This window comes from Streptomyces sp. A0642, from assembly GCF_004795105.1.
Lineage (GTDB): Bacteria > Actinomycetota > Actinomycetes > Streptomycetales > Streptomycetaceae > Streptomyces.
This window is the reverse complement of sequence record NZ_SSBL01000005.1, coordinates 26,482-49,012: the sequence shown is the minus strand read 5'-3', so window position 1 is coordinate 49,012 and position 22,531 is coordinate 26,482. Positions and strand designations below refer to the sequence as shown.

The window sequence follows — 22,531 nt, the reverse complement described above, 5'->3', positions numbered from 1 at the left end:
ATCATGAGCAGGACCTCGCGCATAGCCGGCGCGGTCATCGGCATCGTCGCGCTCGCGGGCTCGCTCGCCGCCTGCGGCGGCGACAGCCTGGAGAAGGACAAGGGCGGATCCGCCGCGTCCGCCGGGGACAAGGATGCGGGCAAGAAGGGCTCACTGGTCGTCGGCGCCGCCGCCTTCACCGAGTCCAAGGTGCTCGCGCAGCTGTACGCGGGAGTCCTGGCCGACGCCGGATACAGCACGTCGGTCACCACGGTGAAGAACCGTGAACTCTACGAACCCTCCCTGGAGAAGGGCGAGATCGACGTCGTACCGGAATACGCGGCGACGATCGCCGAATTCCTCAACGCGAAGGCGAACGGGGCGAAGGCGGCCGCGTCGAAGCCCGTCGCCTCCGGTGACGTCGCGGCCACGGTCGCCGCCCTGGAGAAGCTCGCCACTCCGCGCGGCCTGAAGGTGCTGCCGGCCGGACAGGCCGTGGACCAGAACGCGTTCGCGGTCACCAAGGAATTCGCCGGCAAGAACAAGCTCAAGACGCTTTCGGATCTCGGCGCCTCCAAGATCAAGGTGAAGATCGCGGCGGGTGACGAGTGCGAGGTGCGGCCCTTCTGCGCACCCGGGCTGAAGAAGACGTACGGCATCGACGTCACCGGGGTCGACCCCTCGGGAGTCGGCACCCCGCAGTCCAAGCAGGCGGTCAAGGACGGCAAGGACCAGCTCGTCCTCACCACCACCACGGACGCGGTGCTGGACCCCTTCGGTCTGGTTCTCCTGGAGGACGACAAGAAGCTCCAGAACGCGGACAACGTGCTGCCCGTCCTCAATGCCAAGGACGCCGGGGCCCAGGACATCGCCGACGCGCTCGCCGAGCTCACCGCCGCCCTCACCACCCAGGATCTGGCGGAGCTGAACCGCAAGGTCGACGCCGAGCGCGCCAAGCCCGCCGATGTGGCCAAGGAATACCTGGAGTCGAAAGGGCTGATCAAGAAGTAACGCAAGGCCGGAATGAGGGGTTCAGGGGCCGTCAGGTAACTCCCCGGGAACAGATTGCCGGGCGGCCCCCCAAGCGGACCGTACGCACGGTAAATTTCAGGCCATGCCACGTGGACGCCATCGCCATTCGCCACCTCTGCACAGAATCCTTCCGCCTTCGGCCGTCGCCGGAGCAGCGGCGCTCTGTGCCGCGGGAGCCTGGCTGCTCGCCGAGCCGCTGGTCCTGCGCGCACTCGTCGCCGCCGCGGCGGCCGCCGCCGTCACCGGCGCGTATCTGATGCGCAGCTGGGACCGGGAGGCGGGCCGTCGCGTCGCGGAACTGACGCGTGCCCGCGCCAGTGACGAATGGCGTGCCGAGGAACGCGTGGCGGAACTGGAAGCCGATCTGGAGGAGTCGCGCGAGCTGCGCGCCCGCCTGGAGACGAAGCTGCGCCGCAAGCGCGTGGAGCTCGCCGGGCTGCGCGGCGAGCACGCCGCACTCCTGCGCCGGTACGCCAACGCCGAGACCGAGCGCGCCAGTGTGCTGGAGAGCCGTCGGCAGCTCACGCTGGAGGCGGCCGCGCCGCCCCGCGAACTGCCCGCCGCGCGCAGCACCCCCACCCCGGCCGCGTATCTGCGCGCCGCCCAGGCGCTCGACGACCTCTCGCGCAACCGGGCGCTCCAGGAGGCGCGGCGCACGGCCGAGCAGGCCCGGAAGCGCGATCTGGCGGAGCGGGCCCGCGAGACGGAGGAGCCGCAGGGCAAGCACGCCGCGGCCCCGCCCGCACCGTCAGCCGGTGCGGACGCCGAGCAGCACCGCCGTCCGCAGGCCGCCCTGCCCGCGACCCGGCCCTCCCAGGCTCTGCCCTCTCAGGCCCTGCCCTCCCCGCGCCCGGTTCCGGCCGCCAGCGCGGTCGTGCCGTACGCGGCGTCCCGCCGCCACCTCGTGCCGCAGGGCAGCTTCGACTTCTTCGGTACGCAGAAGGCGCATGCCGCGATCGAGTCCGTGCAGAACGAGGACCTCGCCGATGTGGTGGGCGAGGAGGCGCTGGCCGCGCACCGCACCGGCACGGCGGAGAACCGGGCCGTCGGCAAGGTCATCGACCTGACCGCCCACGACGAGACCGAGCAGCTGGACGTGGCGGAGCTGCGCAGCGCGATCTCGTAGGGCGGGAGCGCGGACAGGGGCGGGCGGGCCGGTACGGGCGCCGGCGGCCGGCTACTTGTCGATGTCGCCGACGACGAAGAACAGCGAGCCGAGAATCGCCACCATGTCGGCGACGAGCGTCCCCGGCAGCAGTTCGGTCAGCGCCTGGATGTTGTTGAACGAGGCGGAGCGCAGCTTCAGCCGGTACGGGGTCTTCTCGCCCTTGGACACCAGGTAGTAGCCGTTGACGCCGAGCGGGTTCTCCGTCCAGGCGTAGGTGTGGCCCTCGGGGGCCTTCAGGACCTTGGGCAGCCGCTGGTTGATCGGGCCGGGCGCGAGGTCCGCCATCCGGTCCAGGCAGGCGTCCGCCAGGTCCAGCGCGTTGTGCGTCTGGTCCAGCAGGCACTCGAAGCGGGCCAGGCAGTCGCCCTCGGTCCGGGTGACGACCTTCAGGGTGTCCTGGAGCTCCCCGTACGCCAGGTACGGCTCGTCGCGCCGCAGGTCGAAATCGACGCCCGAGGCGCGGGCGATCGGCCCGGACACCCCGTAGGCGTGCACGGCCTCGGCCGACAGGACGCCCACTCCGCGCGTACGGCCCCGGAAGATCTCGTTGCCGAGCACCAGCTTGTCGTACACGTCCATCCGGGAACGGACCGAGGCGACGGCGTCCCGGGCACGGCCGAGCCAGCCCGCCGGGAGGTCCTCCTTGAGGCCGCCGACCCGGTTGAACATGTAGTGCATCCGGCCGCCGGAGACCTCCTCCATCACGGCCTGGAGCTCCTCGCGCTCCCGGAACGCGTAGAACACCGGGGTGATCCCGCCGAGTTCCAGCGGGTACGAGCCCAGGAACATCAGGTGGTTGAGGACCCGGTTCAGTTCGGCGAGCAGGGTGCGCGTCCAGACCGCGCGCTCCGGCACCTCCATGCCGAGCATCCGCTCGACCGCCATCACGACGCCCAGTTCGTTGGAGAACGCCGACAGCCAGTCATGGCGGTTGGCGAGCATCACGATCTGCCGGTAGTCGCGGGCCTCGAAGAGCTTCTCCGCGCCGCGGTGCATGTAGCCGATGACCGGCTCGGCGTGCTGGATGCGTTCGCCGTCCAGGACGATGCGCAGACGGAGCACGCCGTGCGTGGAGGGGTGCTGGGGGCCGATGTTGAGCACCATGTCGGTGCTTTCCGCCGCGCCGCCGATGCCGACTGTCGTCTCCGTCATGGGGGACAGTATTGCCTGCGGCCCGGCGCCCCGGGGCTCCGCCCCGGACCCCGCACCTGAATCGCCGGAGGGGCTGGGCGGGACCGGCTCACACCCCGCTCCTGAATCGCCGGGCGGGCTGGACGGGGCCGGTTCCGGACCCCGCTCGTCAATCGCGGGGCGGGCCCGGGACGCGTTGTGTCAGCCAGCCGAAGTCGCCCAGGCCGCCCCGGGCCGTGAGCTCCGCGGCCTGGCCCGCCGACGCCAGGGCCCGCACGTATCCGGCCGGGTCTCGCGACGCCAGGGACAGCGGCGGGCGCTCCCCGCTGACGCCGAGCTCCCGCAGCGCCTCGCGCTGGGTGCGGATCTCCGCGCCCGGCCCTCCCGCCGCCGCGCACGCGTCCAGCGCCACGTGCGCGGTCAGGTCGCAGCTGCCGTCCGGCACCGGCCGCACCTCCCGCCCCGCCCGGAACCCGGTCAGCGTGCCGAACGGCGGACGCTCCTCCCGTACGTGGCAGTAGTCCACCGCCACCGCGAGCCCGGCGGACAGGGTGGCCACCGCACCCGCCCACGCCTCGTCGCGCGGGCGGCCGATCTCGGCCCTGCTGCCCGGCCCCGCCGACGGCCACCAGCGGCGCAGCCAGCGCGCGTCCGCGCCGCCCACCGGTTCGCCCAGCCGCTCCGCGCCGTCCGCCGTCCGCACGAGGACGTACCGTTCGACGCCGTCCGCGTCCGTCTCGGCGACCGGCACCGGCACGTTGTCCAGCCACTCGTTGGCGAACAGCAGTCCGCGCACCCCGTGCGGCGGCTTCGCACACCACCGCACCCGTGGGTCGAGGCCGGGAGGACGGGCGGCGAGCTCCACGGCGTACGCCCGTACCGTGAGGCCCTCCCCGCCCTCGGCCGGCAGCGCGGCGAGCACCCCCGTCAACAGCTCTCCGCGCCCCGCCCCCAGATCCACCAGGTCGACGCCCGGCGTGCCCAGTTCCGCGGCCGTCCTGACCAGCAGCCGGGCGACGGCCGCGGCGAACAGCGGGGAGGCGTGGACCGAGGTGCGGAAATGTCCCGCAGGCCCCTCGGGGCTCCGGTAGAACCCCCCGTCTCCGTACAAAGCGGTCTCGGCCGCCTCCTGCCACCCACGCCACTCATCCGTCACGTTCCCAAGTCTCCACCTTGGGGAGTACGGTCTCCGGACCTGGATCGGCCCTCCGGCTGACCCACGCCCCCCTTGGCCTTCCCTACGCTGGGTTACGTGCAGCGCCTCTACGACTTCATCCGCAGACACCCGACGGGCGTCGACAGCTTCTGGGCTGTCTTCCTCCTCGGGATCTCCGGCATGACGATCGTGGTCGGCGGCGCCGGGCACGGCGGCCGCGCGTCGCGCGTCGCCGTGGTGCCGATCGTCATCGGTCTCTGCCTCGTCGTCGCCCTGCGCCGGCGCGCGCCCGAGAAGATGCTGCTGCTCGCCATCGGGATGGGCGTGGCCCAGCTGGCCTTCGGGGTCAGACCGACCGTCGCGAACTTCGCCATGCTGGTGATCACCTTCACCGTGGCCACCCTCGGCGAACGCTGGGCGTCCCGGCTCGCCCTGGTCTGCAGCCTGAGTGCGGCGGCCCTCTCCCAGCTCCGCTGGCCGGACCAGGAGGGGGCGCCGCGCGGCTGGGCGGAATCGGTGTTCGTCGTCGTCGTGATGACGGTGCCGTTCGTCCTCGCCTGGGTGCTCGGCGACTCGATGCGGACGCGGCGGGCCTACTTCGACCAACTGGAGGAGCGTGCCGCCCGGCTGGAGCGGGAGCGCGAGGCGCAGTCGAAGGTCGCGGTGGCCGCCGAGCGGGCCCGTATCGCCCGCGAACTCCACGACGTGGTCGCGCACAACGTCTCCGTGATGGTGGTGCAGGCGGACGGGGCCGCCTATGTGATGGACACGGCCCCCGACCAGGCCCGGCAGGCGCTGGAGACCATCTCCGGCACCGGCAGGCAGGCGCTCGCGGAGATGCGGCGGCTGCTCGGTGTGCTGCGCACGGGGGACGCCCCGGAGACGGGGGAGTACGTCCCGCAGCCCGACGTCGAGCAGATCGAGGACCTGATCGAGCAGGTCAGAACGGCCGGACTGGCCGTCGACTTCAAGGTCGAGGGCACCCCGCGCTCGCTGCCCAGCGGAGTGGAGCTGACGGCGTACCGCATCGTGCAGGAGGCGCTGACCAACACCCGCAAGCACGGGGGGCCGAACGCCGGGGCCAGCGTGCGGCTGGTCTACTTCGACGACGGGCTCGGTCTGCTGGTGGAGGACGACGGCCGGGGCGCGGCGCATGAACTGTACGAGGACGGCGGCGCCGACGGCGCGGGCCACGGCATGATCGGTATGCGCGAACGGGTGGGCATGGTCGGCGGCACACTGGACGCCGGCCCGCGTCCCGGCGGCGGATTCCGGATCAGCGCGCTGCTGCCGCTCAAGGCCGCCGACTGAGGCCTTCGGCCGGTTGAGAGACGGCCGGCCGCAGAACGAACAGGAGACAGGGACCCCATGGCGATCCGCGTGATGCTCGTCGACGACCAGGCGCTGCTGCGCACCGGCTTCCGGATGGTGCTCGCCGCGCAGCCCGACATGGAGGTCGTCGCCGAGGCCGGCGACGGTGCGGAGGCGATCGAGAACCTCCGCTCCACCGCCGTCGACGTGGTCCTGATGGACGTCCGCATGCCCCGGCTGGACGGCGTCGAGGCCACCCGCCGCATCTGCGCCCAGCCCGACGCCCCCAAGGTGCTCATCCTGACGACGTTCGACCTCGACGAGTACGCCTTCTCGGGGCTGAAGGCAGGGGCCAGCGGCTTCATGCTCAAGGACGTGCCGCCGGGGGAACTGCTCGCCGCGATCCGTTCCGTGCACAGCGGCGACGCCGTCGTCGCCCCGTCCACCACCCGGCGGCTGCTCGACCGCTTCTCGCCGCTGCTGCCCAGCGGCACGGCCGAGCCGCAGCACAAGGACGTCGCCAAGCTCACCGAACGCGAACGCGAGGTGATGCTCCTGGTCGCCCAGGGCCTGTCGAACGGTGAGATCGCGGGCCGGCTGGTGCTCTCCGAGGCGACCGTGAAGACGCACGTCGGCCGCATCCTGACCAAGCTGGGCCTGCGCGACCGGGTGCAGGTCGTCGTCCTCGCGTACGAGACCGGGCTGGTGCGCGCCGGAGGCGGGACGGGCTGAGCGGTGGGCGCACTGGTGTGGGTCAACGGCCCGTTCGGCGGCGGCAAGACGCAGACGGCCTACGAGCTGAAGCGGCGGCTGCCCGGCAGTGTGGTCTGCGATCCGGAGCACGTCGGCTTCGGGCTGCACCGGATGCTGCCGCCCGCGCTGCGCGGGGACTTCCAGGATCTGCCGGTCTGGCGGCAGGGGGTGTACGACATGCTCACGCTCACCCTGGACGGGCATCCCGGCACGGTCATCGCCCCGATGACCCTGGTCGATGCCGGTTATTTCGCGGAGATCGTGGGGCGGCTCCGCGAGGACGGCCACGCGGTGCACCACTTCGCCCTGCTCGCCGAGCGTGCGACGGTGCTGAGGCGCCTGCGGGAACGCGGACTCGGGCCGACCGCCCGGCGCGAGAGCTTCGCCGTCGCGAAACTGGACCACTGCCTGGACCGGCTCGTGGCTCCGGAGTTCGCCGAGCACATCCGTACCGACCGGCTGACGGTCCCCCAGGTCGCCGACCGGATCGCCGCGTCGGCCGGCCTCACCCTCCTGCCGGACACGGACAGCGCGCTGCGGCACCGGGTGCGGCGGGCCTGGACGGGCATCCGGCACATCAGGTTCGACTGACGGGACCGGGGCCGCCCCGGCTCAGCGCAGGATGCCCTCCAGGAAGTCGCTGCCGAGCCGCGCCACCACGGTCAGGTCCAGCTGGTGCAGTACGTAACGGCCGCGGCGCCTCGTCGTGACCAGCCCCGCCCGCTTGAGCACCGTGAGGTGGCGGGAGACCTCGGGGGCGGTGATGCCGTTCGTGTCGGCGAGTTCCCCCGTCGTGTACGGCGAGCGGGCGATGTTGCGGCACAGCCGCATCCGCATCGGGTGGGCCAGCGCCTCCATCCGCAGCTGGAGCTGTTCGACGGAGGCGGGGGCGGGCAGTTCGGGCCGGTGGACGGGGTAGTGGATCACCGGTCGCCAGCCGGGGGCGTGCAGCACCATCAGATGGGGCCAGCCGAAACTCGTCGGGATGAGCGTGAGTCCGGCGCCGACGGCCGGGTCGGTGGCGTCGGTCGAGCCCTCGGCGAGTTTGTCGACGCTGATCCGCTTCACGTCCTCGTCGACCGCCAGCGCGGCGGACACCGCGCGCAGCGACTCGGCGATCCCCTTGCGGCGCAGCATGTCCGTCTTGTGCCGGGCGTCGGCCACCAGCTGGACCCGCACGCGCCGCCAGGTGTCCGCGAAGAAGGCCTCGTCGCAGTCCTCGAACAGGCGCCGGATCCAGCGGCGCACGGAGGCGGGATCGGCGAGCAGCCGCTGGGTGAACTCCGTCTGCCGCGCACCCCGCGCCGCCGCCATGTCCAGGGCCCGGGCGCGCATGCCGGGGTCGCTGAGCGGCGAGGGCGCACCGGCCCCGTAGAGGCTGGTGCAGGTGAACTCCAGGGCCGCCGTGACGAACCGCTCGTCGTCCAGCCGGTCCAGGATGTCCAGGTCCTCGGCGAGGTCGGCGCCCGTCCTGCCGTCGCCGCCCCGGATGCCGGCGAACGGCATGAAGACGTCCGAGAACGAGTTCCGCCAGAGGAATTCCGCTTCGAGCAGCCGGTCGGCCAGATCGGGCTCCAGCGCGGTGGCCGTGGCCGTCGCCCAGCCGTGCAGCCCCGGGTGGTGTCCCGGTTCGGAGAGCGCGTGCAGGGCGAGGCCGAGCTCGGCGAGGGGGGAGGTCTCGAAGGCGATGTGCTCCGGGCCGAGGCCCGCGATGTCGATGGTTACGCTCACCCGCCCATGGTGCGGGACGGCGGCGATGTCCCGGTTCCGGATTGACGGCGGGCGTCAATCCGGAACCGGGAGGGGCGGGCGCCCGGCGTCACGCCTGCGCGGTCACCCGCTTCATGAACTCCGCCACGGCCGCGCGCACCTCCGCAGCCGTCCACTCCAGGCCCGCCTCCGACACCGTGACCTCGGTGAACGACACCCCGGGCGGGCCCGCGGCGGCCGGGTGCCACAGACGGAACAGCGCGACGCCGGTCTCCTCCGCCTGGCGCACGGACGCCTCCCTGAGCACGTCCGCCGGGTAGGGCAGCCACACCTGGAACTGGTGCGTGTGCGGCGGTTCCGGGTGCACCCGGAACCACCCGGCGCCGGCCTCCGCGAACCCCTCGGCCAGGGCCGCGGCCACCACCTTCGCCTGCGCCACGTACGACGGCAGCTTCGGCAGCTCCCGGTCCAGGCCGATCAGGGCGGCGAGCGCCGCCGGGAACTGCTGGAAGAGCTGACCGCCGTACCGGTGCCGCCAGGTGCGGGCCTCCTCGATCAGCGAGGCCGAGCCGGCGAGCGCCGCCCCGGAGATCCCCCCGAGGGTCTTGTAGAAGGAGACGTACACGCTGTCCGCCAGCGCCGCGATCTCCGGCAGTCCACGCCCGAAACGGGAGGCGCACTCCCACAGCCGCGCGCCGTCGAAGTGCACCACCGCGTCGCGCTCACGGGCCGCCGCCACGACGGCCTCCAGCTCCTCCCAGGTGGGCAGGACGAAGCCCGCGTCACGCAGCGGCAGCTCCAGCATCAAGGTGCCGAACGGCTCCGCGAAGTCGCGGACCTCGTCGGCCGTGGGCAGCCGGGGTTCGGCCGTCGGGTGGACCGTGCGCAGCCCGCTGACCGCGGACAGGGCGCCGCGCTCGTGCATCTCGGGGTGGGCGAGCGGATGCAGGGCCACCGTCGGGTTGCCGGTGCGCCCGGCCCAGCAGCGCAGCGCGACCTGCTGCGCCATCGTCCCGGTGGGGAAGAACGCGGCGGCCTCGGTGCCCAGCACTCCGGCGATGCGCTCCTCCAGCTCGGCGACGATGCCGTTGCCGTAGATGTCGGCGGGCCGGCCGGTGTCGGTGACCGTGGCCGCGCCCGCGGTCAGCGCTGCCAGCTGCTCGCCGAGCGAGCGGTCCACCGCCGAGCGGGAGAGCGTCCGCTCGGCCTGCCGCCACGCGGCGATGCGGCGCAGCCGCTGCTGATCGGCCTCCTCGTCCCCGTGTCCGGCGGGGACCTGCGGTCCGTCCGTCGCCTCGTCGCGCACCTGCTCGTTCGTGTCTGCCATGGGACGATCATCACGCAGAACGCAGCCCCTGCCCACAGGGTTACGGACGCCGCCCCCGGCCGCGGGCCCGGGCCCGCACTCCCAGGGAGCGGCGCGGGCCCGCGCCGGTTCCGCCCTCGATCGCCGGCCGGGCCGGTTCGCCGGCCGGGCGCCCGGCGGTTGAGGTGCGGCCGGGTCCGTCCACAGGCTGTGGACAGCCCGGGGTCCGGGCCGGGCGCTGGCGTAGCATGCAGAGAAGTCGTCCGGTACCCCCCGCGGACTGGAACGGAAGGCCACCGCCGCGTGAATGCAACCACCCACAAGGAGCCCCTCGACGCGAGGGACCGCCCCGCCCGGCTCACCGTCGGCGTCGTGGGCGCCGGCCGCGTCGGGCCCGCCCTCGCCGCCTCCCTGGCGCTCGCCGGGCACCGCCCGGTCGCCGTGTCGGGCGTCTCCGACGCCTCGGTGCGCCGCGCCGCCGCCCTGCTCCCCGACGTCCCGCTGGTACCGCCCGCCGAGGTCCTCGCGCGCGCGGAGCTGGTCCTGCTGACGGTGCCCGACGACGCCCTGCCCGGGCTCGTCGAGGGCCTCGCCGAGACCGGTGCCGTCCGCCCGGGCCAGCTGATCGTCCACACCTCGGGGCGGTACGGGACGAAGGTGCTGGATCCCGCACTGCGGGCCGGCGCCCTGCCCCTGGCCCTGCACCCGGCGATGACCTTCACCGGCACCTCCGTGGACGTCCAGCGGCTGGCCGGCTGCTCCTTCGGGGTGACCGCCCCCGAGCAGCTGCGGCTCGCCGCCGAGGCGCTGGTCATCGAGATGGGCGGCGAACCCGAGTGGATCGCCGAGGAGTCCCGGCCGCTCTACCACGCGGCTCTCGCCCTCGGCGCGAACCACCTGGTCACGCTGGTCGCCCAGTCGATGGAGCTGCTGCGCACGGCGGGCGTCACCGCCCCCGACCGGATGCTCGGCCCGCTGCTCGGCGCCGCCCTGGACAACGCGCTGCGCTCCGGTGACGCCGCCCTGACCGGCCCGGTGGCCCGGGGCGACGCGGGCACGGTCGCCGCGCACATCGGCGAGCTGCGCGCCCACGCCCCGCAGACCGTGGCCGGGTACGTCGCGATGGCCCGCGCCACCGCCGACCGCGCGCTCGCCCACGGCATGCTCAAGCCGGAGTCCGCCGAGGCTCTGCTCGGCGTCCTGGCCGACGGATCGGCCGCTCCCGGCAGCACCGGTGCCGGACCGGAGGAGTCCCGATGACCGCAGCCGCCGCCACCCTGCTCCGTACGGCCGCCGAACTGGCGGGGTACGCCCCCGAGGGCGACCGGGCCGAACGGGCGGTCGTCATGACGATGGGCGCCCTCCACGAGGGCCATGCCTCCCTGATCCGGACCGCGCGTGCGGCGGTCGGACCGGCCGGCCAGGTCGTCGTCACCGTCTTCGTCAACCCGCTCCAGTTCGGGGAGGCGGCCGACCTCGACCGCTACCCGCGCACCCTGGACGCCGATCTCGCCGTGGCCGCCGAAGCCGGCGCCGACGTGGTCTTCGCGCCCTCCGTCGACGAGGTCTACCCCGGGGGTGAACCCCAGGTCCGGATCTCCGCGGGCCCGATGGGGGAGCGGCTCGAAGGCGCCTCCCGCCCGGGGCACTTCGACGGCATGCTCACCGTCGTCGCCAAACTGCTCCACCTCACCCGCCCCGATGCCGCGTTCTTCGGGCAGAAGGACGCCCAGCAGCTGGCGCTCATCCGCCGGATGGTGCGCGATCTGAACTTCCCCGTGGAGATCGTGGGCGTGGAGACGGTCCGGGAGGCCGACGGCCTCGCGCTCTCCAGCCGCAACCGCTTCCTCGACCCCTACGAGCGGCACACCGCGCTCGCCCTGTCCCGGGCCCTGTTCGCGGCCCGTGACCGGCTCGCCGCCCAGCAGGCCCTGCACGCCCGCGCGCGGACGACGGCGGGCGCGACGGAGGGCCGGGCGGCCGGTCTCACCCGGCTCGGCGAGGCCAGGCTCGCGGCCGACGCCCAGGCGGTCGCCCGGGCCCGCCCCGACAAGGGCCCCGCCGCCGTGCGCGCCGCGGCCCGCGCGGTCCTGGACGACGCGGCGGCCGAGCAGCCCCCGCTCGACCTCGACTACCTGGCGCTCGTGGACCCGGCGGACTTCACCGAGATCCCCGACGACCGCACCGCGGGAGACGCGATCCTCGCCGTCGCCGCGCGGGTGGGCGCCACCCGCCTCATCGACAACATCCCGCTGACCTTCGGAGCCATCACGTGACCGGAATACGGCTGACCGCCCCCGCCCCCGGCTGGTCCATCGACGCCGATGTCGTGGTCGTCGGCTCCGGCGTGGCCGGACTCACCGCCGCGCTGCGCTGCGCCGCCGCCGGACTCGCCACCGTCGTCGTCACCAAGGCCCGCCTCGACGACGGCTCCACCCGGTGGGCGCAGGGCGGCATCGCGGCCGCGCTCGGCGAGGGGGACACCCCCGAACAGCACCTGGAAGACACCCTGGTCGCCGGCGTCGGCCTCTGCGACGAGGCGGCGGTCCGCACCCTCGTCACCGAGGGCCCCGACGCCGTGCGCCGGCTGATCGGCACCGGCGCCCACTTCGACACCACCGACGACGGCGCCATCGCGCTGACCCGTGAGGGCGGCCACCACCGCCGGCGCATCGCCCACGCGGGCGGCGACGCGACCGGTGCGGAGATCTCCCGCGCTCTGGTCGAAGCCGTCCGCGAAGCCGCCCTGCACACCGTCGAGAACGCCCTCGTGCTCGACCTGCTCACCGACGCCGAAGGCCGTACCGCCGGCGTCACCCTGCACGTCATGGGCGAGGGCCAGCACGACGGCGTCGGCGCGGTCAACGCCCCCGCGGTCATCCTGGCGACCGGCGGCATGGGCCAGGTCTTCTCCGCCACCACCAACCCGCCGGTCTCCACCGGCGACGGCGTGGCCCTGGCGCTGCGGGCCGGCGCCGAGGTCTCGGACCTGGAGTTCGTCCAGTTCCACCCCACGGTGCTCTTCCTCGGCTCCGACTCCGAGGGCCAGCAGCCGCTCGTCTCGGAAGCGGTACGGGGCGAGGGCGCCCACCTCGTCGACGCCCACGGCACGCGCTTCATGCTGGGGCAGCACGAGCTGGCGGAGCTGGCCCCGCGCGACATCGTCGCCAAGGCCATCACCCGCCAGATGCAGCTCCACGGCACCGAGCACATGTACCTCGACGCCCGCCACTTCGGCGCCGAGATGTGGGAGCAGCGCTTCCCCACCATCCTGGCTGCCTGCCGCTCCCACGGCATCGACCCGGTCACCGAACCGATCCCGGTCGCCCCCGCCGCGCACTACGCCTCCGGCGGCATCCGGACCGATCTCCGGGGCCGTACGACCGTGCCCGGTCTGTACGCGTGCGGTGAGGTCGCCTGCACCGGCGTGCACGGCGCGAACCGCCTCGCGTCCAACTCGCTCCTCGAAGGCCTCGTCTTCGCCGAGCGGATCGCGGCCGACGTCATCGAGGAGAGGCCCCGTGCGGGCGAGGCCGTCGCCACGCACCCCGTGCCCTCCCCGCTGATGTCCCCCGAGGCCCGGGGCACGATCCAGCGCATCATGACCCGCGGCGCCGGTGTGCTGCGTTCGGCTGACAGCCTGGCCAGGGCCGCCGAGGAGCTGGAGGACCTGCACCGCAGCGCGTTCCTGAAGGCCGGGGCCGCCGAGCCGAAGGTCGCCGTGCCGGGGGTCGAGGCCTGGGAGGTCACCAACCTCCTCCTGGTCTCCCGGGTCCTGGTCGCCGCCGCCCGCAGCCGCGAGGAGACGCGCGGCTGCCACTGGCGCGAGGACCGGCCCGAGCGCGACGACGAGAACTGGCGCCGCCACCTCGTCGTCCGTCTCACTCCGGACCGGCAGCTCGTCCTCCGTCGGACGGATACCCAGGCGTTCGGGCCCGTCCGGCCGTCCGGGGCAGCAGACTGCGCAGCGACAGGCACCACCCACCCCACTCCCGAGGAGCCGTAACCGTGAGCACGCCCGAAGAGAATCCGCGCCCCACACCCGTGGACGTACCGCTGATCCAGATCGGCGCGCCCGCACCTGCCGCGGGCGGCTGCGGGGACGCCTGCGGCTGCGGCGGGGAGGACGGCTACGAGCTGGACGCCCTGGAGTGCGGTCTGGATCCGGCCCTCGCCCGGCTCCTCGCCGACGCGGGCCTCGACCCGGTCACCGTCGAGGACGTCGCGCACGTCGCCATCGAGGAGGACCTCGACGGCGGCGTGGACGTCACGACGGTCGCCACGGTCGCCGAGGACGCGGTGGCCACCGGCGACTTCACCGCCCGTGAGGCGGGTGTCGTGGCCGGTCTGCGCGTCGCCGAGGCCGTGCTCTCGATCGTCTGCACGGACGATTTCGAGGTCGAGCGGCATGTCGAGGACGGCGACCGCGTCGTCCCCGGCCAGAAGCTGCTGACCGTCACCACCCGCACCCGCGACCTGCTCACCGGTGAGCGCAGCGCGCTGAACCTGATGTGCCGGCTCTCCGGCATCGCGACCGCCACCCGCGCCTGGGCCGATGTGCTGGAGGGCACGAAGGCCCAGGTCCGCGACACCCGCAAGACGACTCCGGGCCTGCGCGCCCTGGAGAAGTACGCGGTGCGCTGCGGCGGCGGAGTCAACCACCGGATGTCGCTGTCCGACGCCGCGCTGGTCAAGGACAACCACGTGATCGCCGCGGGCGGGGTCGCCGAGGCCTTCAAGCGCGTCAGGGAGCAGTTCCCGGACGTGCCGATCGAGGTCGAGGTCGACACGATGGAGCAGGTCAGCGAGGTCCTGGACGCCGGCGCCGATCTGATCCTGCTGGACAACTTCACCCCCGAGCAGACCGCCGAGGCCGTCGCGCTCGTCGGCGGCCGCGCGGTCCTGGAGTCCTCGGGCCGGCTGTCCCTGGACTCCGCCCGCGCCTACGCGGAGGCCGGGGTGGACTACCTGGCCGTCGGCGCGCTGACCCACTCCTCGCCGATCCTCGACATCGGCCTGGACTTCCGCGACACCGACGAGGCCGGCGTCTGATGCTGCTCACCATCGACGTCGGCAACACCCACACGGTCCTCGGACTGTTCGACGGCGAGGAGATCGTCGAGCACTGGCGCATCTCCACCGACGCACGCCGCACCGCGGACGAGCTCGCGGTGCTGCTCCAGGGCCTGATGGGCATGCACCCGCTGCTGGGCATGGAGCTGGGCGACGGCATCGAGGGCATCGCGATCTGCTCCACCGTGCCGGCCGTCCTGCACGAGCTGCGCGAGGTGACCCGGCGCTACTACGGCGACGTCCCCGCCGTCCTCGTCGAGCCGGGCATCAAGACCGGGGTGCCGATCCTGATGGACAACCCGAAGGAGGTCGGCGCCGACCGCATCATCAACGCGGTCGCCGCCGTCGACCTGTACGGCGGCCCGGCGATCGTCGTCGACTTCGGCACGGCCACCACCTTCGACGCCGTCTCCGCCCGTGGCGAGTACACCGGCGGGGTCATCGCTCCCGGCATCGAGATCTCGGTCGAGGCGCTCGGCGTCAAGGGGGCGCAGCTGCGCAAGATCGAGCTGGCCCGGCCCCGCAGCGTGATCGGCAAGAACACCGTCGAGGCCATGCAGGCGGGCATCATCTACGGTTTCGCCGGCCAGGTCGACGGGGTCGTCGGACGCATGAAGAAGGAGCTGGCCGCCGACCCGGACGACGTCACGGTCATCGCGACGGGCGGCCTTGCTCCGATGGTGCTGGGCGAGTCCTCCGTCATCGACGAGCACGAGCCCTGGCTCACGCTCATCGGGCTGCGCCTGGTCTACGAGCGCAACGTGTCGCGTCTGTAGCCGACGCGCGGCCCGACCGGGACGTTCCCCGCGCGGCGGCTCACCGGAGCCGCCGCGCCGCCGATGGCCAGTTAAGCGGATTTTGTCCCTTTAGCACGTATTGTCGCGCTATGCCCACGCCCTACGGATCACGCGGCGGTATGGCGTTCAGCGCGGACGAGCTGCGCGTGCTCCGCCGTGCCCTCGCCATCGCCCTCCATCCCGCGCCCCTGCCCGACGAGGACGTCCAGGACTGCCTGCGGCTGGCGGGCGCCGTCGACGAGGCCGTCGGTGAGGCCGGACGGCTGCGCGCCTTCCTCCTCGCCGACCTCGCCCGCTACCGCAACGCCCTTCCCGGTTCCCTCAGCGGCTACCTGGAGCGCCTCCAGGACGCCCTGGCCGCCGGGTACGACCCCCGGCCCGAAGACCTCGCCGCGCTGCGCGCCCTGCGCGGCGGCCCGGTCGCCGCGGCGCTCCTGGATCGCTGCCAGGTGCTCGCCGAGCGTTCGGTGCGGGCCCGTCTCGCCGGTCGCGCGGTGCCCGCCACCGCGCCCGCGCCCCGCAGCCGGCTGCTCGCCCTGCCCGGCGGCCGCGCGGCGGAACCCGAGAAGCCGAAGGCCCCGGCGGCCCCGGCGGCCCCGGCCCGTCCGCCCGCCCCGTCCGAACGCCCAGCGCCGAAGCCCTCCGAGGTCTTCCCGCCACGCCGCCGACCGGTCCCGCCGCCCCAGCAACGCGCCGCGGGGTAGGGCGCCGCGGTGGACGCGGCCGGGCTCGCTACTCTGGATGCCATGGACTACGTATCCGCGCTCGTGCCCCCCGTGGTGATGGCCGCCTTCTTCATCGGCCTGGTCGTGACGATCGTCAAGAGCCAGGGCGGGCCGAACAAGGCCAAGGAGGACGCGGCCGTGGACGCCGCGATCAGCCGCGCGGAATCGGCCCGGCAGGCACCGCGCACCGACGGGGTCTGACCTCCCCGCCCCCGCGCACGACACGTACGAAGGGCGTACGGCTCGCTGAGCCGTGCGCCCTTTTGTTGTGTATATAACCGGTCATTCCAGACATCCGACACTGAGGTGACGCTGTGCCCCGCCAATTGGGAGAGCTGGAAGACGCCGTGATGACGCGGGTCTGGCAATGGAACCGACCGGTCACCGTGCGGGAAGTCCTTGAGGACCTTCAGCAGGAGCGGTCCATCGCCTACACCACCGTCATGACGGTTATGGACAATCTCCATCAGAAGGGCTGGGTCCGCCGGGAAGTGGACGGCCGCGCATATCGATATACGGCGGTATCCACCCGTGCCGCGTACGCGGCCGCACTGATGAACGAAGCCTGGTCGCGGAGTGACAACCCCGCGGCCGCGCTGGTCGCCTTCTTCGGGATGATGTCGGCCGAGCAGCGGGAAGCGCTCCGGGATGCCATGCGGATCGTTCTGCCCACTCTTCCCGAGGACGGCGAGCAGTCGGACGGTGAAGGCCCCGAAGTCGCCGGTGAAGGACGCGCGGAAGGGCCGGGTGAAGGCTCCGAAGCGGTCGGTGAGACGGGGCCGGACGCCGGGCGATAGCGTCGGGGTATGTCCTCAGAGCTTCCGCAAACCGATTTCCAGACCGATCCGTCGGTTATAAACGTGGCCATCACCGTCCGCCGTGCGAGGACGAGTGATGTGGGCGCGGTCCGGCGTCTCCTCGACGGCTACGTACGAGAAGGCATCCTGCTCGACAAAGCGACGGTGACGCTTTACGAGGACATCCAGGAGTTCTGGGTCGCCGAACGGGACGAGGACGCCCGGGTCATCGGGTGCGGCGCACTGCATGTGATGTGGGAAGACCTGGCCGAAGTGCGTACTCTCGCGGTCGATCACAGCATCAAGGGCGCCGGAGTCGGCCATCAAGTCCTGGACAAGTTGTTGCAGACCGCCCGTTGGCTGGGTGTGCGGCGGGTTTTCTGTCTCACCTTCGAAGTCGCCTTCTTCGCCAAGCACGGCTTCGTGGAGATCGGGGAGACGCCGGTCGACGGAGATGTCTACAGCGAGCTGCTGCGTTCCTATGACGAGGGAGTCGCGGAGTTCCTCGGTCTCGAACGCGTGAAGCCGAACACCTTGGGCAACAGCCGGATGCTTCTGCACCTGTGAGCGCGGGAAGAAGCCCGATCCCTATGTCCGAATCGCGCACGTTTCCCGTCTTCTCGTGCTCCTGAACCTCTCCCGGGGGTTTGTGTTTTCCGGTGAAAAGCGGTTTCCTTTCCGCGTACTCCATTTTCGATGAAAGGAAATCCGGTGGCACAGAAGGTTCAGGTCCTTCTTGTTGACGACCTCGACGGCGGCGAGGCGGACGAGACCGTCACGTTCGCTCTCGATGGCAAGACGTACGAGATTGACCTCACGACGAGCAACGCGGACAAGCTCCGGAGTCTTCTCGAGCCCTACGCGAAGAGCGGCCGGCGTACCGGTGGCCGTGCGGCGACCGGACGCGGCAAGGGCCGTGCCCTTCCCGGCGGCAACAAGGACACGGCGGAGATCCGTAAGTGGGCCCGCGAGAACGGCCACAATGTGAATGACCGCGGCCGCGTTCCCGCGGAGATCCGTGAGGCTTACGAGAAGGCCAACGGCTGATCAGCCGATGGCCGGGGAGACCTCCCCGTCCGGGCGCGCGTCAGGCGGGCCCGGTGGCATTCCGTCGCCACGGCGTCCACGAGCCGGATGAGATCGGGAGCATCCCCACCCCTGCTCCCGAAGCCGGAGAGGGCCGGGAACACCGGCTCGCCCTCCTGCTCGTGCGGTGGACAGGGGGGCCGCAGCCACACAGCGGCCCCCGGCGGACCCGGCCGGCCCGGCGGCGGAGGTGCGGTGATCCGCCCGCCCGCGCCGAGAGCGGTCAGTTCCAGAGCGACCCCGCCCCACTCCAGCCAGTCGAGCAGCCCGGGCAGCTCGTCGGCGCTCCCCGGTGCGACCAGCAGGCTCATGCGCCGGCCCGCCAGCGCCACCGGACCGGTCCGGCCCACCCGGCGCAACGCCGCGTGACCGGCGGCCGCGGGGACGACGAGCGCGTCGAACCGCAGCCCGGTCAGCAGCCGCACCGGCGCCCTGCCGGCCGTTGCCCAGCCGAGCTCCCGCTCGTACCACCGGGCACACGTGCCCCGTGACTCGCCGTCGGCGCGGCTGTCCCGCTCTGCGGGGGGCGCGATGCGGGGAGGGGGGACGGTGGGAGTCATGACGGAAGAACTCCCGACGCCTGCCAAGAGTTACGCAGAGTCCTTGATCGAACGCATACTGTGTCCGGGTTGGGGGCGTACGGGCGCATTCGGGAGTACGAAGATGTTCGCCCGTAGCGGAGGGAACCCGCGTACGCCGCATGGACTGTCTGTAATTGCGGGTAAGACATCCCTAGTGGGGAGGGGCGACACGCAAGCCACGGACGTCTCACGTTCGCCATCGGCGTACAGGCGAAAGAGGTATCTGCCTGGCCTGCGGGAACATCGTCTCGCACCATCGGGTTGGAGCAGGTGTCGGCGTTCGGGGCAGGAGGCCATCGATCGGGTGTCGGCAGTTGAAATGAGCGGTCCCCGCTTGCGGGACTAAGCTGCGGAAGGACAGGGAGGGGACCGACCCCTTACTGCCTGACCGCTCTGAGGAGCGATTAACGATGTTCGAGAGGTTCACCGACCGCGCGCGGCGGGTTGTCGTCCTGGCTCAGGAAGAAGCCCGGATGCTCAACCACAACTACATCGGCACCGAGCACATCCTCCTGGGCCTGATCCACGAGGGTGAGGGTGTCGCCGCTAAGGCCCTGGAGAGCCTCGGGATTTCGCTCGAGGCGGTCCGCCAGCAGGTGGAGGAGATCATCGGTCAGGGCCAGCAGGCCCCGTCCGGCCACATCCCCTTCACGCCCCGAGCCAAGAAGGTCCTGGAGCTGTCGCTCCGCGAGGCCCTTCAGCTCGGCCACAATTACATCGGCACGGAGCACATCCTGCTCGGCCTCATCCGCGAGGGCGAGGGCGTCGCCGCCCAGGTCCTCGTGAAGCTGGGCGCCGACCTGAACCGGGTGCGCCAGCAGGTCATCCAGCTGCTGTCCGGCTACTCGGGCGGCAAGGAGGCGGCCACGGCGGGCGGCCCCGCGGAGGGCACGCCCTCCACGTCGCTGGTGCTCGACCAGTTCGGCCGGAATCTCACCCAGGCCGCTCGTGAGTCCAAGCTCGACCCGGTCATCGGGCGCGAGAAGGAGATCGAGCGGGTCATGCAGGTGCTGTCCCGCCGTACGAAGAACAACCCGGTCCTCATCGGCGAGCCCGGCGTCGGTAAGACGGCGGTCGTCGAGGGCCTGGCGCAGGCCATCGTCAAGGGCGAGGTGCCCGAGACCCTCAAGGACAAGCACCTCTACACCCTCGACCTCGGTGCGCTGGTCGCCGGTTCCCGCTACCGCGGTGACTTCGAGGAGCGCCTGAAGAAGGTCCTCAAGGAGATCCGCACCCGCGGCGACATCATCCTGTTCATCGACGAGCTCCACACCCTGGTGGGTGCGGGCGCCGCCGAGGGCGCGATCGACGCGGCGAGCATCCTCAAGCCCATGCTGGCGCGAGGCGAGCTCCAGACCATCGGCGCCACCACGCTCGACGAGTACCGCAAGCACCTGGAGAAGGACGCCGCTCTCGAGCGCCGCTTCCAGCCCATCCAGGTCGCGGAGCCGTCGCTGCCGCACACCATCGAGATCCTCAAGGGTCTGCGCGACCGCTACGAGGCCCACCACCGCGTGTCCATCACGGACGAGGCGCTGGTCCAGGCCGCGACGCTGGCCGACCGCTACATCTCGGACCGCTTCCTGCCGGACAAGGCGATCGACCTGATCGACGAGGCCGGTTCCCGGATGCGCATCCGCCGGATGACCGCGCCGCCGGACCTCCGCGAGTTCGACGAGAAGATCGCGGGCGTGCGTCGCGACAAGGAGTCGGCCATCGACTCCCAGGACTTCGAGAAGGCGGCGTCTCTCCGTGACAAGGAGAAGCAGCTGCTGGCGGCGAAGGCCAAGCGCGAGAAGGAGTGGAAGGCCGGCGACATGGACGTCGTGGCCGAGGTCGACGGCGAGCTCATCGCCGAGGTCCTCGCCACCGCCACCGGCATCCCGGTCTTCAAGCTGACGGAGGAGGAGTCCTCCCGTCTGCTGCGCATGGAGGACGAGCTCCACAAGCGCGTCATCGGCCAGAAGGACGCCATCAAGGCCCTCTCGCAGGCGATCCGCCGTACGCGAGCCGGTCTGAAGGACCCGAAGCGCCCGGGTGGCTCGTTCATCTTCGCCGGCCCGTCCGGTGTCGGTAAGACCGAGCTGTCCAAGACGCTCGCCGAGTTCCTCTTCGGTGACGAGGACGCGCTGATCGCCCTCGACATGTCGGAGTTCAGCGAGAAGCACACGGTTTCCCGCCTCTTCGGCTCGCCTCCCGGCTACGTGGGCTACGAGGAGGGCGGCCAGCTCACCGAGAAGGTGCGCCGCAAGCCGTTCTCCGTCGTCCTCTTCGACGAGGTCGAGAAGGCCCACCCCGACATCTTCAACTCCCTGCTCCAGATCCTGGAGGACGGTCGCCTGACCGACTCCCAGGGCCGGGTCGTGGACTTCAAGAACACGGTCATCATCATGACGACCAACCTCGGGACCCGGGACATCTCCAAGGGCTTCAACCTGGGCTTCGCCGCCCAGGGCGACGTGAAGACGAACTACGACCGGATGAAGACGAAGGTCAACGAAGAGCTCAAGCAGCACTTCCGGCCCGAGTTCCTCAACCGTGTCGACGACACGGTCGTCTTCCACCAGCTCACCGAGGAAGACATCATCCAGATCGTCGACCTCATGCTCGCCAAGGTGGACGAGCGCCTGCGGGACCGCGACATGGGCATCGAGCTGAGCCCGGCCGCCAAGTCCCTGCTGGCGAAGAAGGGCTACGACCCCGTGATGGGCGCCCGGCCGCTGCGCCGGACGATCCAGCGCGAGATCGAGGACATCCTCTCCGAGAAGATCCTCTTCGGTGAGCTGCGCCCCGGTCACATCGTGGTCGTCGGTACCGAGGGCGAGGGTGAAGAGCAGAAGTTCACCTTCCGCGGCGAGGAGAAGTCGGCTCTGCCCGACGTCCCTCCGATCGAGCAGGCGGCAGGCGGCGCCGGCCCGAACATGACGAAGGAAGCGTGACAGGCGCCTAGCGCGCCCGAGCGTACGAAGGGGCGGCCCCGAACCGGTTCACACCGGTTCGGGGCCACCTTTTTGCTGTCGCTCGGTCGGTCCGAGGCGCGGTGCGCGGGTCCCCGTGCGGGGGTGCGGGTGCTCCGCGGGGCGGCGGTGCTCCGGCGGGCCGGTTCCGTCCTCAATCGCCGGACGGGCTGTGGTGGTGCGGGTGCGCGGTGTTGTGCGGGTGTGCGCCTTTGTCCGGTGGGTGGGGGTGGGGTCCCTCCGGGGAGACTCCTCAGAAATGGCGTGTGCGGCCCGGTGGGAAAAGGACTGGGGTCGTACGCCATTTCCTGCGGGGACTCCCCTGCACGCCCCCACCCGGCCGTCCCGCGCCTGTACGCCCGGTGAATCGCCTGCCGCAGACGCACGGCGGGGCGGGTTCGGGCGTCCCCGCAGTACGACGAACACCGACCCGGGTGGCGGGTGCGCCGTGTTGTGCGGGTGTTCGCCTCTGTCCGGTGGGTGGGGGTGGGGTCCCTCCGGGGAGACTCCTCAGAAATGGCATGTGCGGCCCGGTGGGAAAACGACTGGGGTCGTACGCCATTTCCTGCGGGGACTCCCCTGCACGCCCCCACCCGGCATCGTCTGCGTGTGCACACCGGCCCTGCGACTGCCGCAGACGCACGGCGGGCGGGTTCGGGGGCGTGCAGGGGAGTCCCCGCAGGACGACGAACAGATACCCGGGTCCGCTGCGTACCCGCCGAACGTTCGTCGTTTGAGGAGACGCCCCGGAGGGACCCCGAACCCCCACCCACCGGACATGGGCGCCTCCGCAGCACGGAGCACCCGCGCATCTCAAGCCCGTCCGGCGCTTGAGGACGGAACCCCGCACCCCGGCCAAGGGCAACCAAGACAAGGCGCCGCACCCCGCCAGGGCACCCGCACCCCGCAGGGGCCCCGCACACCCCAAGCCCGTCCGGCGCTTGAGGACGGAACCCCGCGCCCCGGGCA

21 protein-coding genes are annotated in these 22,531 nt (G+C 72.1%); 16 read left to right on the top strand and 5 right to left on the bottom strand.

Annotation, left to right across the window (positions count from 1 at the left end):
- Nucleotides 1-3: 3 nt before the first annotated feature.
- Nucleotides 4-990: an ABC transporter substrate-binding protein gene (locus tag E6R60_RS11820; RefSeq protein ID WP_136326461.1), complete on the top strand. Its 987-nt coding sequence runs from the start codon at nt 4-6 to the stop codon at nt 988-990.
- A 103-nt stretch (nt 991-1,093) separates the two neighbouring features.
- Nucleotides 1,094-2,137 (top strand): hypothetical protein, encoded by a 1,044-nt coding sequence (locus tag E6R60_RS11815; RefSeq protein ID WP_206309389.1) that lies wholly within the window; start codon nt 1,094-1,096, stop codon nt 2,135-2,137.
- A gap of 51 nt (nt 2,138-2,188) precedes the next feature.
- On the opposite strand, the gene E6R60_RS11810 is transcribed toward E6R60_RS11815, so the two are convergent.
- Together E6R60_RS11810 and E6R60_RS11805 are read right to left on the bottom strand one after the other, a co-directional pair.
- Nucleotides 2,189-3,331 (bottom strand): NADH-quinone oxidoreductase subunit D, encoded by a 1,143-nt coding sequence (locus E6R60_RS11810; protein WP_136326460.1) that lies wholly within the window; start codon nt 3,329-3,331, stop codon nt 2,189-2,191.
- 148 nt (nt 3,332-3,479) lie between these two features.
- Nucleotides 3,480-4,466 carry an SAM-dependent methyltransferase gene (locus E6R60_RS11805; protein WP_136326459.1) on the bottom strand — a complete coding sequence of 329 codons (987 nt, stop codon included), beginning with the start codon at nt 4,464-4,466 and terminating at the stop codon, nt 3,480-3,482.
- Nucleotides 4,467-4,562: 96 nt separating this feature from the next.
- Here E6R60_RS11805 and E6R60_RS11800 point away from each other — a divergent pair, with 96 nt between their 5' ends.
- Genes E6R60_RS11800 through E6R60_RS11790 form a run of 3 tightly spaced genes read left to right on the top strand, consistent with a single transcriptional unit; the run spans nt 4,563 to nt 7,121 of the window.
- Nucleotides 4,563-5,777: a sensor histidine kinase gene (locus E6R60_RS11800; RefSeq protein WP_136326458.1), complete on the top strand. Its 1,215-nt coding sequence runs from the start codon at nt 4,563-4,565 to the stop codon at nt 5,775-5,777.
- Between the two features lie 57 nt (nt 5,778-5,834).
- Nucleotides 5,835-6,509, top strand: a complete 675-nt coding sequence (locus tag E6R60_RS11795) for a response regulator transcription factor (protein ID WP_136326457.1) — start codon at nt 5,835-5,837, stop codon at nt 6,507-6,509.
- Between the two features lie 3 nt (nt 6,510-6,512).
- Nucleotides 6,513-7,121: an AAA family ATPase gene (locus E6R60_RS11790; RefSeq protein WP_240802514.1), complete on the top strand. Its 609-nt coding sequence runs from the start codon at nt 6,513-6,515 to the stop codon at nt 7,119-7,121.
- Nucleotides 7,122-7,142: 21 nt separating this feature from the next.
- Here the strand turns inward: E6R60_RS11790 and E6R60_RS11785 are convergent, their stop codons facing one another.
- Together E6R60_RS11785 and E6R60_RS11780 are read right to left on the bottom strand one after the other, a co-directional pair.
- Complete coding sequence (locus E6R60_RS11785) at nt 7,143-8,261, bottom strand: DUF5937 family protein (RefSeq protein WP_136326456.1); 1,119 nt, start codon at nt 8,259-8,261, stop codon at nt 7,143-7,145.
- 88 nt (nt 8,262-8,349) lie between these two features.
- Nucleotides 8,350-9,567 carry a beta-eliminating lyase-related protein gene (locus E6R60_RS11780; protein ID WP_136326455.1) on the bottom strand — a complete coding sequence of 406 codons (1,218 nt, stop codon included), beginning with the start codon at nt 9,565-9,567 and terminating at the stop codon, nt 8,350-8,352.
- 282 nt (nt 9,568-9,849) lie between these two features.
- Between E6R60_RS11780 and E6R60_RS11775 the strand changes: the two genes are divergently transcribed.
- The 10 genes from E6R60_RS11775 (at nt 9,850) to E6R60_RS11730 (ending at nt 17,985) form a co-directional block, all read left to right on the top strand.
- Nucleotides 9,850-10,806, top strand: a complete 957-nt coding sequence (locus E6R60_RS11775; protein WP_136326454.1) for a DUF2520 domain-containing protein — start codon at nt 9,850-9,852, stop codon at nt 10,804-10,806.
- Nucleotides 10,803-11,822 (top strand): pantoate--beta-alanine ligase, encoded by a 1,020-nt coding sequence (gene panC, locus E6R60_RS11770; RefSeq protein WP_136326453.1) that lies wholly within the window; start codon nt 10,803-10,805, stop codon nt 11,820-11,822. Before E6R60_RS11775 ends, panC begins: the two co-directional genes overlap by 4 nt.
- Nucleotides 11,819-13,552, top strand: a complete 1,734-nt coding sequence (locus E6R60_RS11765) for an L-aspartate oxidase (RefSeq protein ID WP_136326452.1) — start codon at nt 11,819-11,821, stop codon at nt 13,550-13,552. The genes panC and E6R60_RS11765 overlap by 4 nt, the downstream gene beginning before the upstream one ends.
- Before the next feature lie 2 nt (nt 13,553-13,554).
- Nucleotides 13,555-14,598 (top strand): carboxylating nicotinate-nucleotide diphosphorylase, encoded by a 1,044-nt coding sequence (gene nadC / locus E6R60_RS11760; protein ID WP_136326451.1) that lies wholly within the window; start codon nt 13,555-13,557, stop codon nt 14,596-14,598.
- Nucleotides 14,598-15,395 (top strand): type III pantothenate kinase, encoded by a 798-nt coding sequence (locus tag E6R60_RS11755; protein WP_024493731.1) that lies wholly within the window; start codon nt 14,598-14,600, stop codon nt 15,393-15,395. The genes nadC and E6R60_RS11755 overlap by 1 nt, the downstream gene beginning before the upstream one ends.
- Nucleotides 15,396-15,535: 140 nt before the next feature.
- Nucleotides 15,536-16,120 carry a hypothetical protein gene (locus E6R60_RS11750; protein WP_136326756.1) on the top strand — a complete coding sequence of 195 codons (585 nt, stop codon included), beginning with the start codon at nt 15,536-15,538 and terminating at the stop codon, nt 16,118-16,120.
- 42 nt (nt 16,121-16,162) lie between these two features.
- A complete protein-coding gene (locus E6R60_RS11745) occupies nt 16,163-16,342 on the top strand; it encodes a hypothetical protein (RefSeq protein ID WP_136326450.1) in 180 nt (59 codons plus the stop codon).
- Nucleotides 16,343-16,455: 113 nt separating this feature from the next.
- Nucleotides 16,456-16,938, top strand: coding sequence for a BlaI/MecI/CopY family transcriptional regulator (locus tag E6R60_RS11740; RefSeq protein WP_136326449.1), 483 nt, complete (start codon nt 16,456-16,458; stop codon nt 16,936-16,938).
- A 9-nt stretch (nt 16,939-16,947) separates the two neighbouring features.
- Nucleotides 16,948-17,505 carry an amino-acid N-acetyltransferase gene (locus tag E6R60_RS11735; protein ID WP_136326448.1) on the top strand — a complete coding sequence of 186 codons (558 nt, stop codon included), beginning with the start codon at nt 16,948-16,950 and terminating at the stop codon, nt 17,503-17,505.
- 144 nt (nt 17,506-17,649) lie between these two features.
- On the top strand, nt 17,650-17,985 hold the full coding sequence (locus tag E6R60_RS11730; RefSeq protein WP_136326447.1) for an Lsr2 family protein: 336 nt from the start codon (nt 17,650-17,652) through the stop codon (nt 17,983-17,985).
- On the opposite strand, the gene E6R60_RS11725 is transcribed toward E6R60_RS11730, so the two are convergent.
- The gene (locus E6R60_RS11725) at nt 17,964-18,584 is read right to left on the bottom strand and encodes an SCO3374 family protein (protein WP_136326446.1); all 621 of its coding nucleotides are present in this window, start codon (nt 18,582-18,584) and stop codon (nt 17,964-17,966) included. The genes E6R60_RS11730 and E6R60_RS11725 overlap by 22 nt on opposite strands.
- A 431-nt stretch (nt 18,585-19,015) precedes the next feature.
- On the opposite strand from E6R60_RS11725, the gene E6R60_RS11715 reads away from it, so the two are divergent.
- Entirely contained in the window at nt 19,016-21,544 is a 2,529-nt protein-coding gene (locus E6R60_RS11715) for an ATP-dependent Clp protease ATP-binding subunit (protein ID WP_136326445.1), read from the top strand.
- The last annotated feature ends 987 nt before the right edge of the window (nt 21,545-22,531 follow it).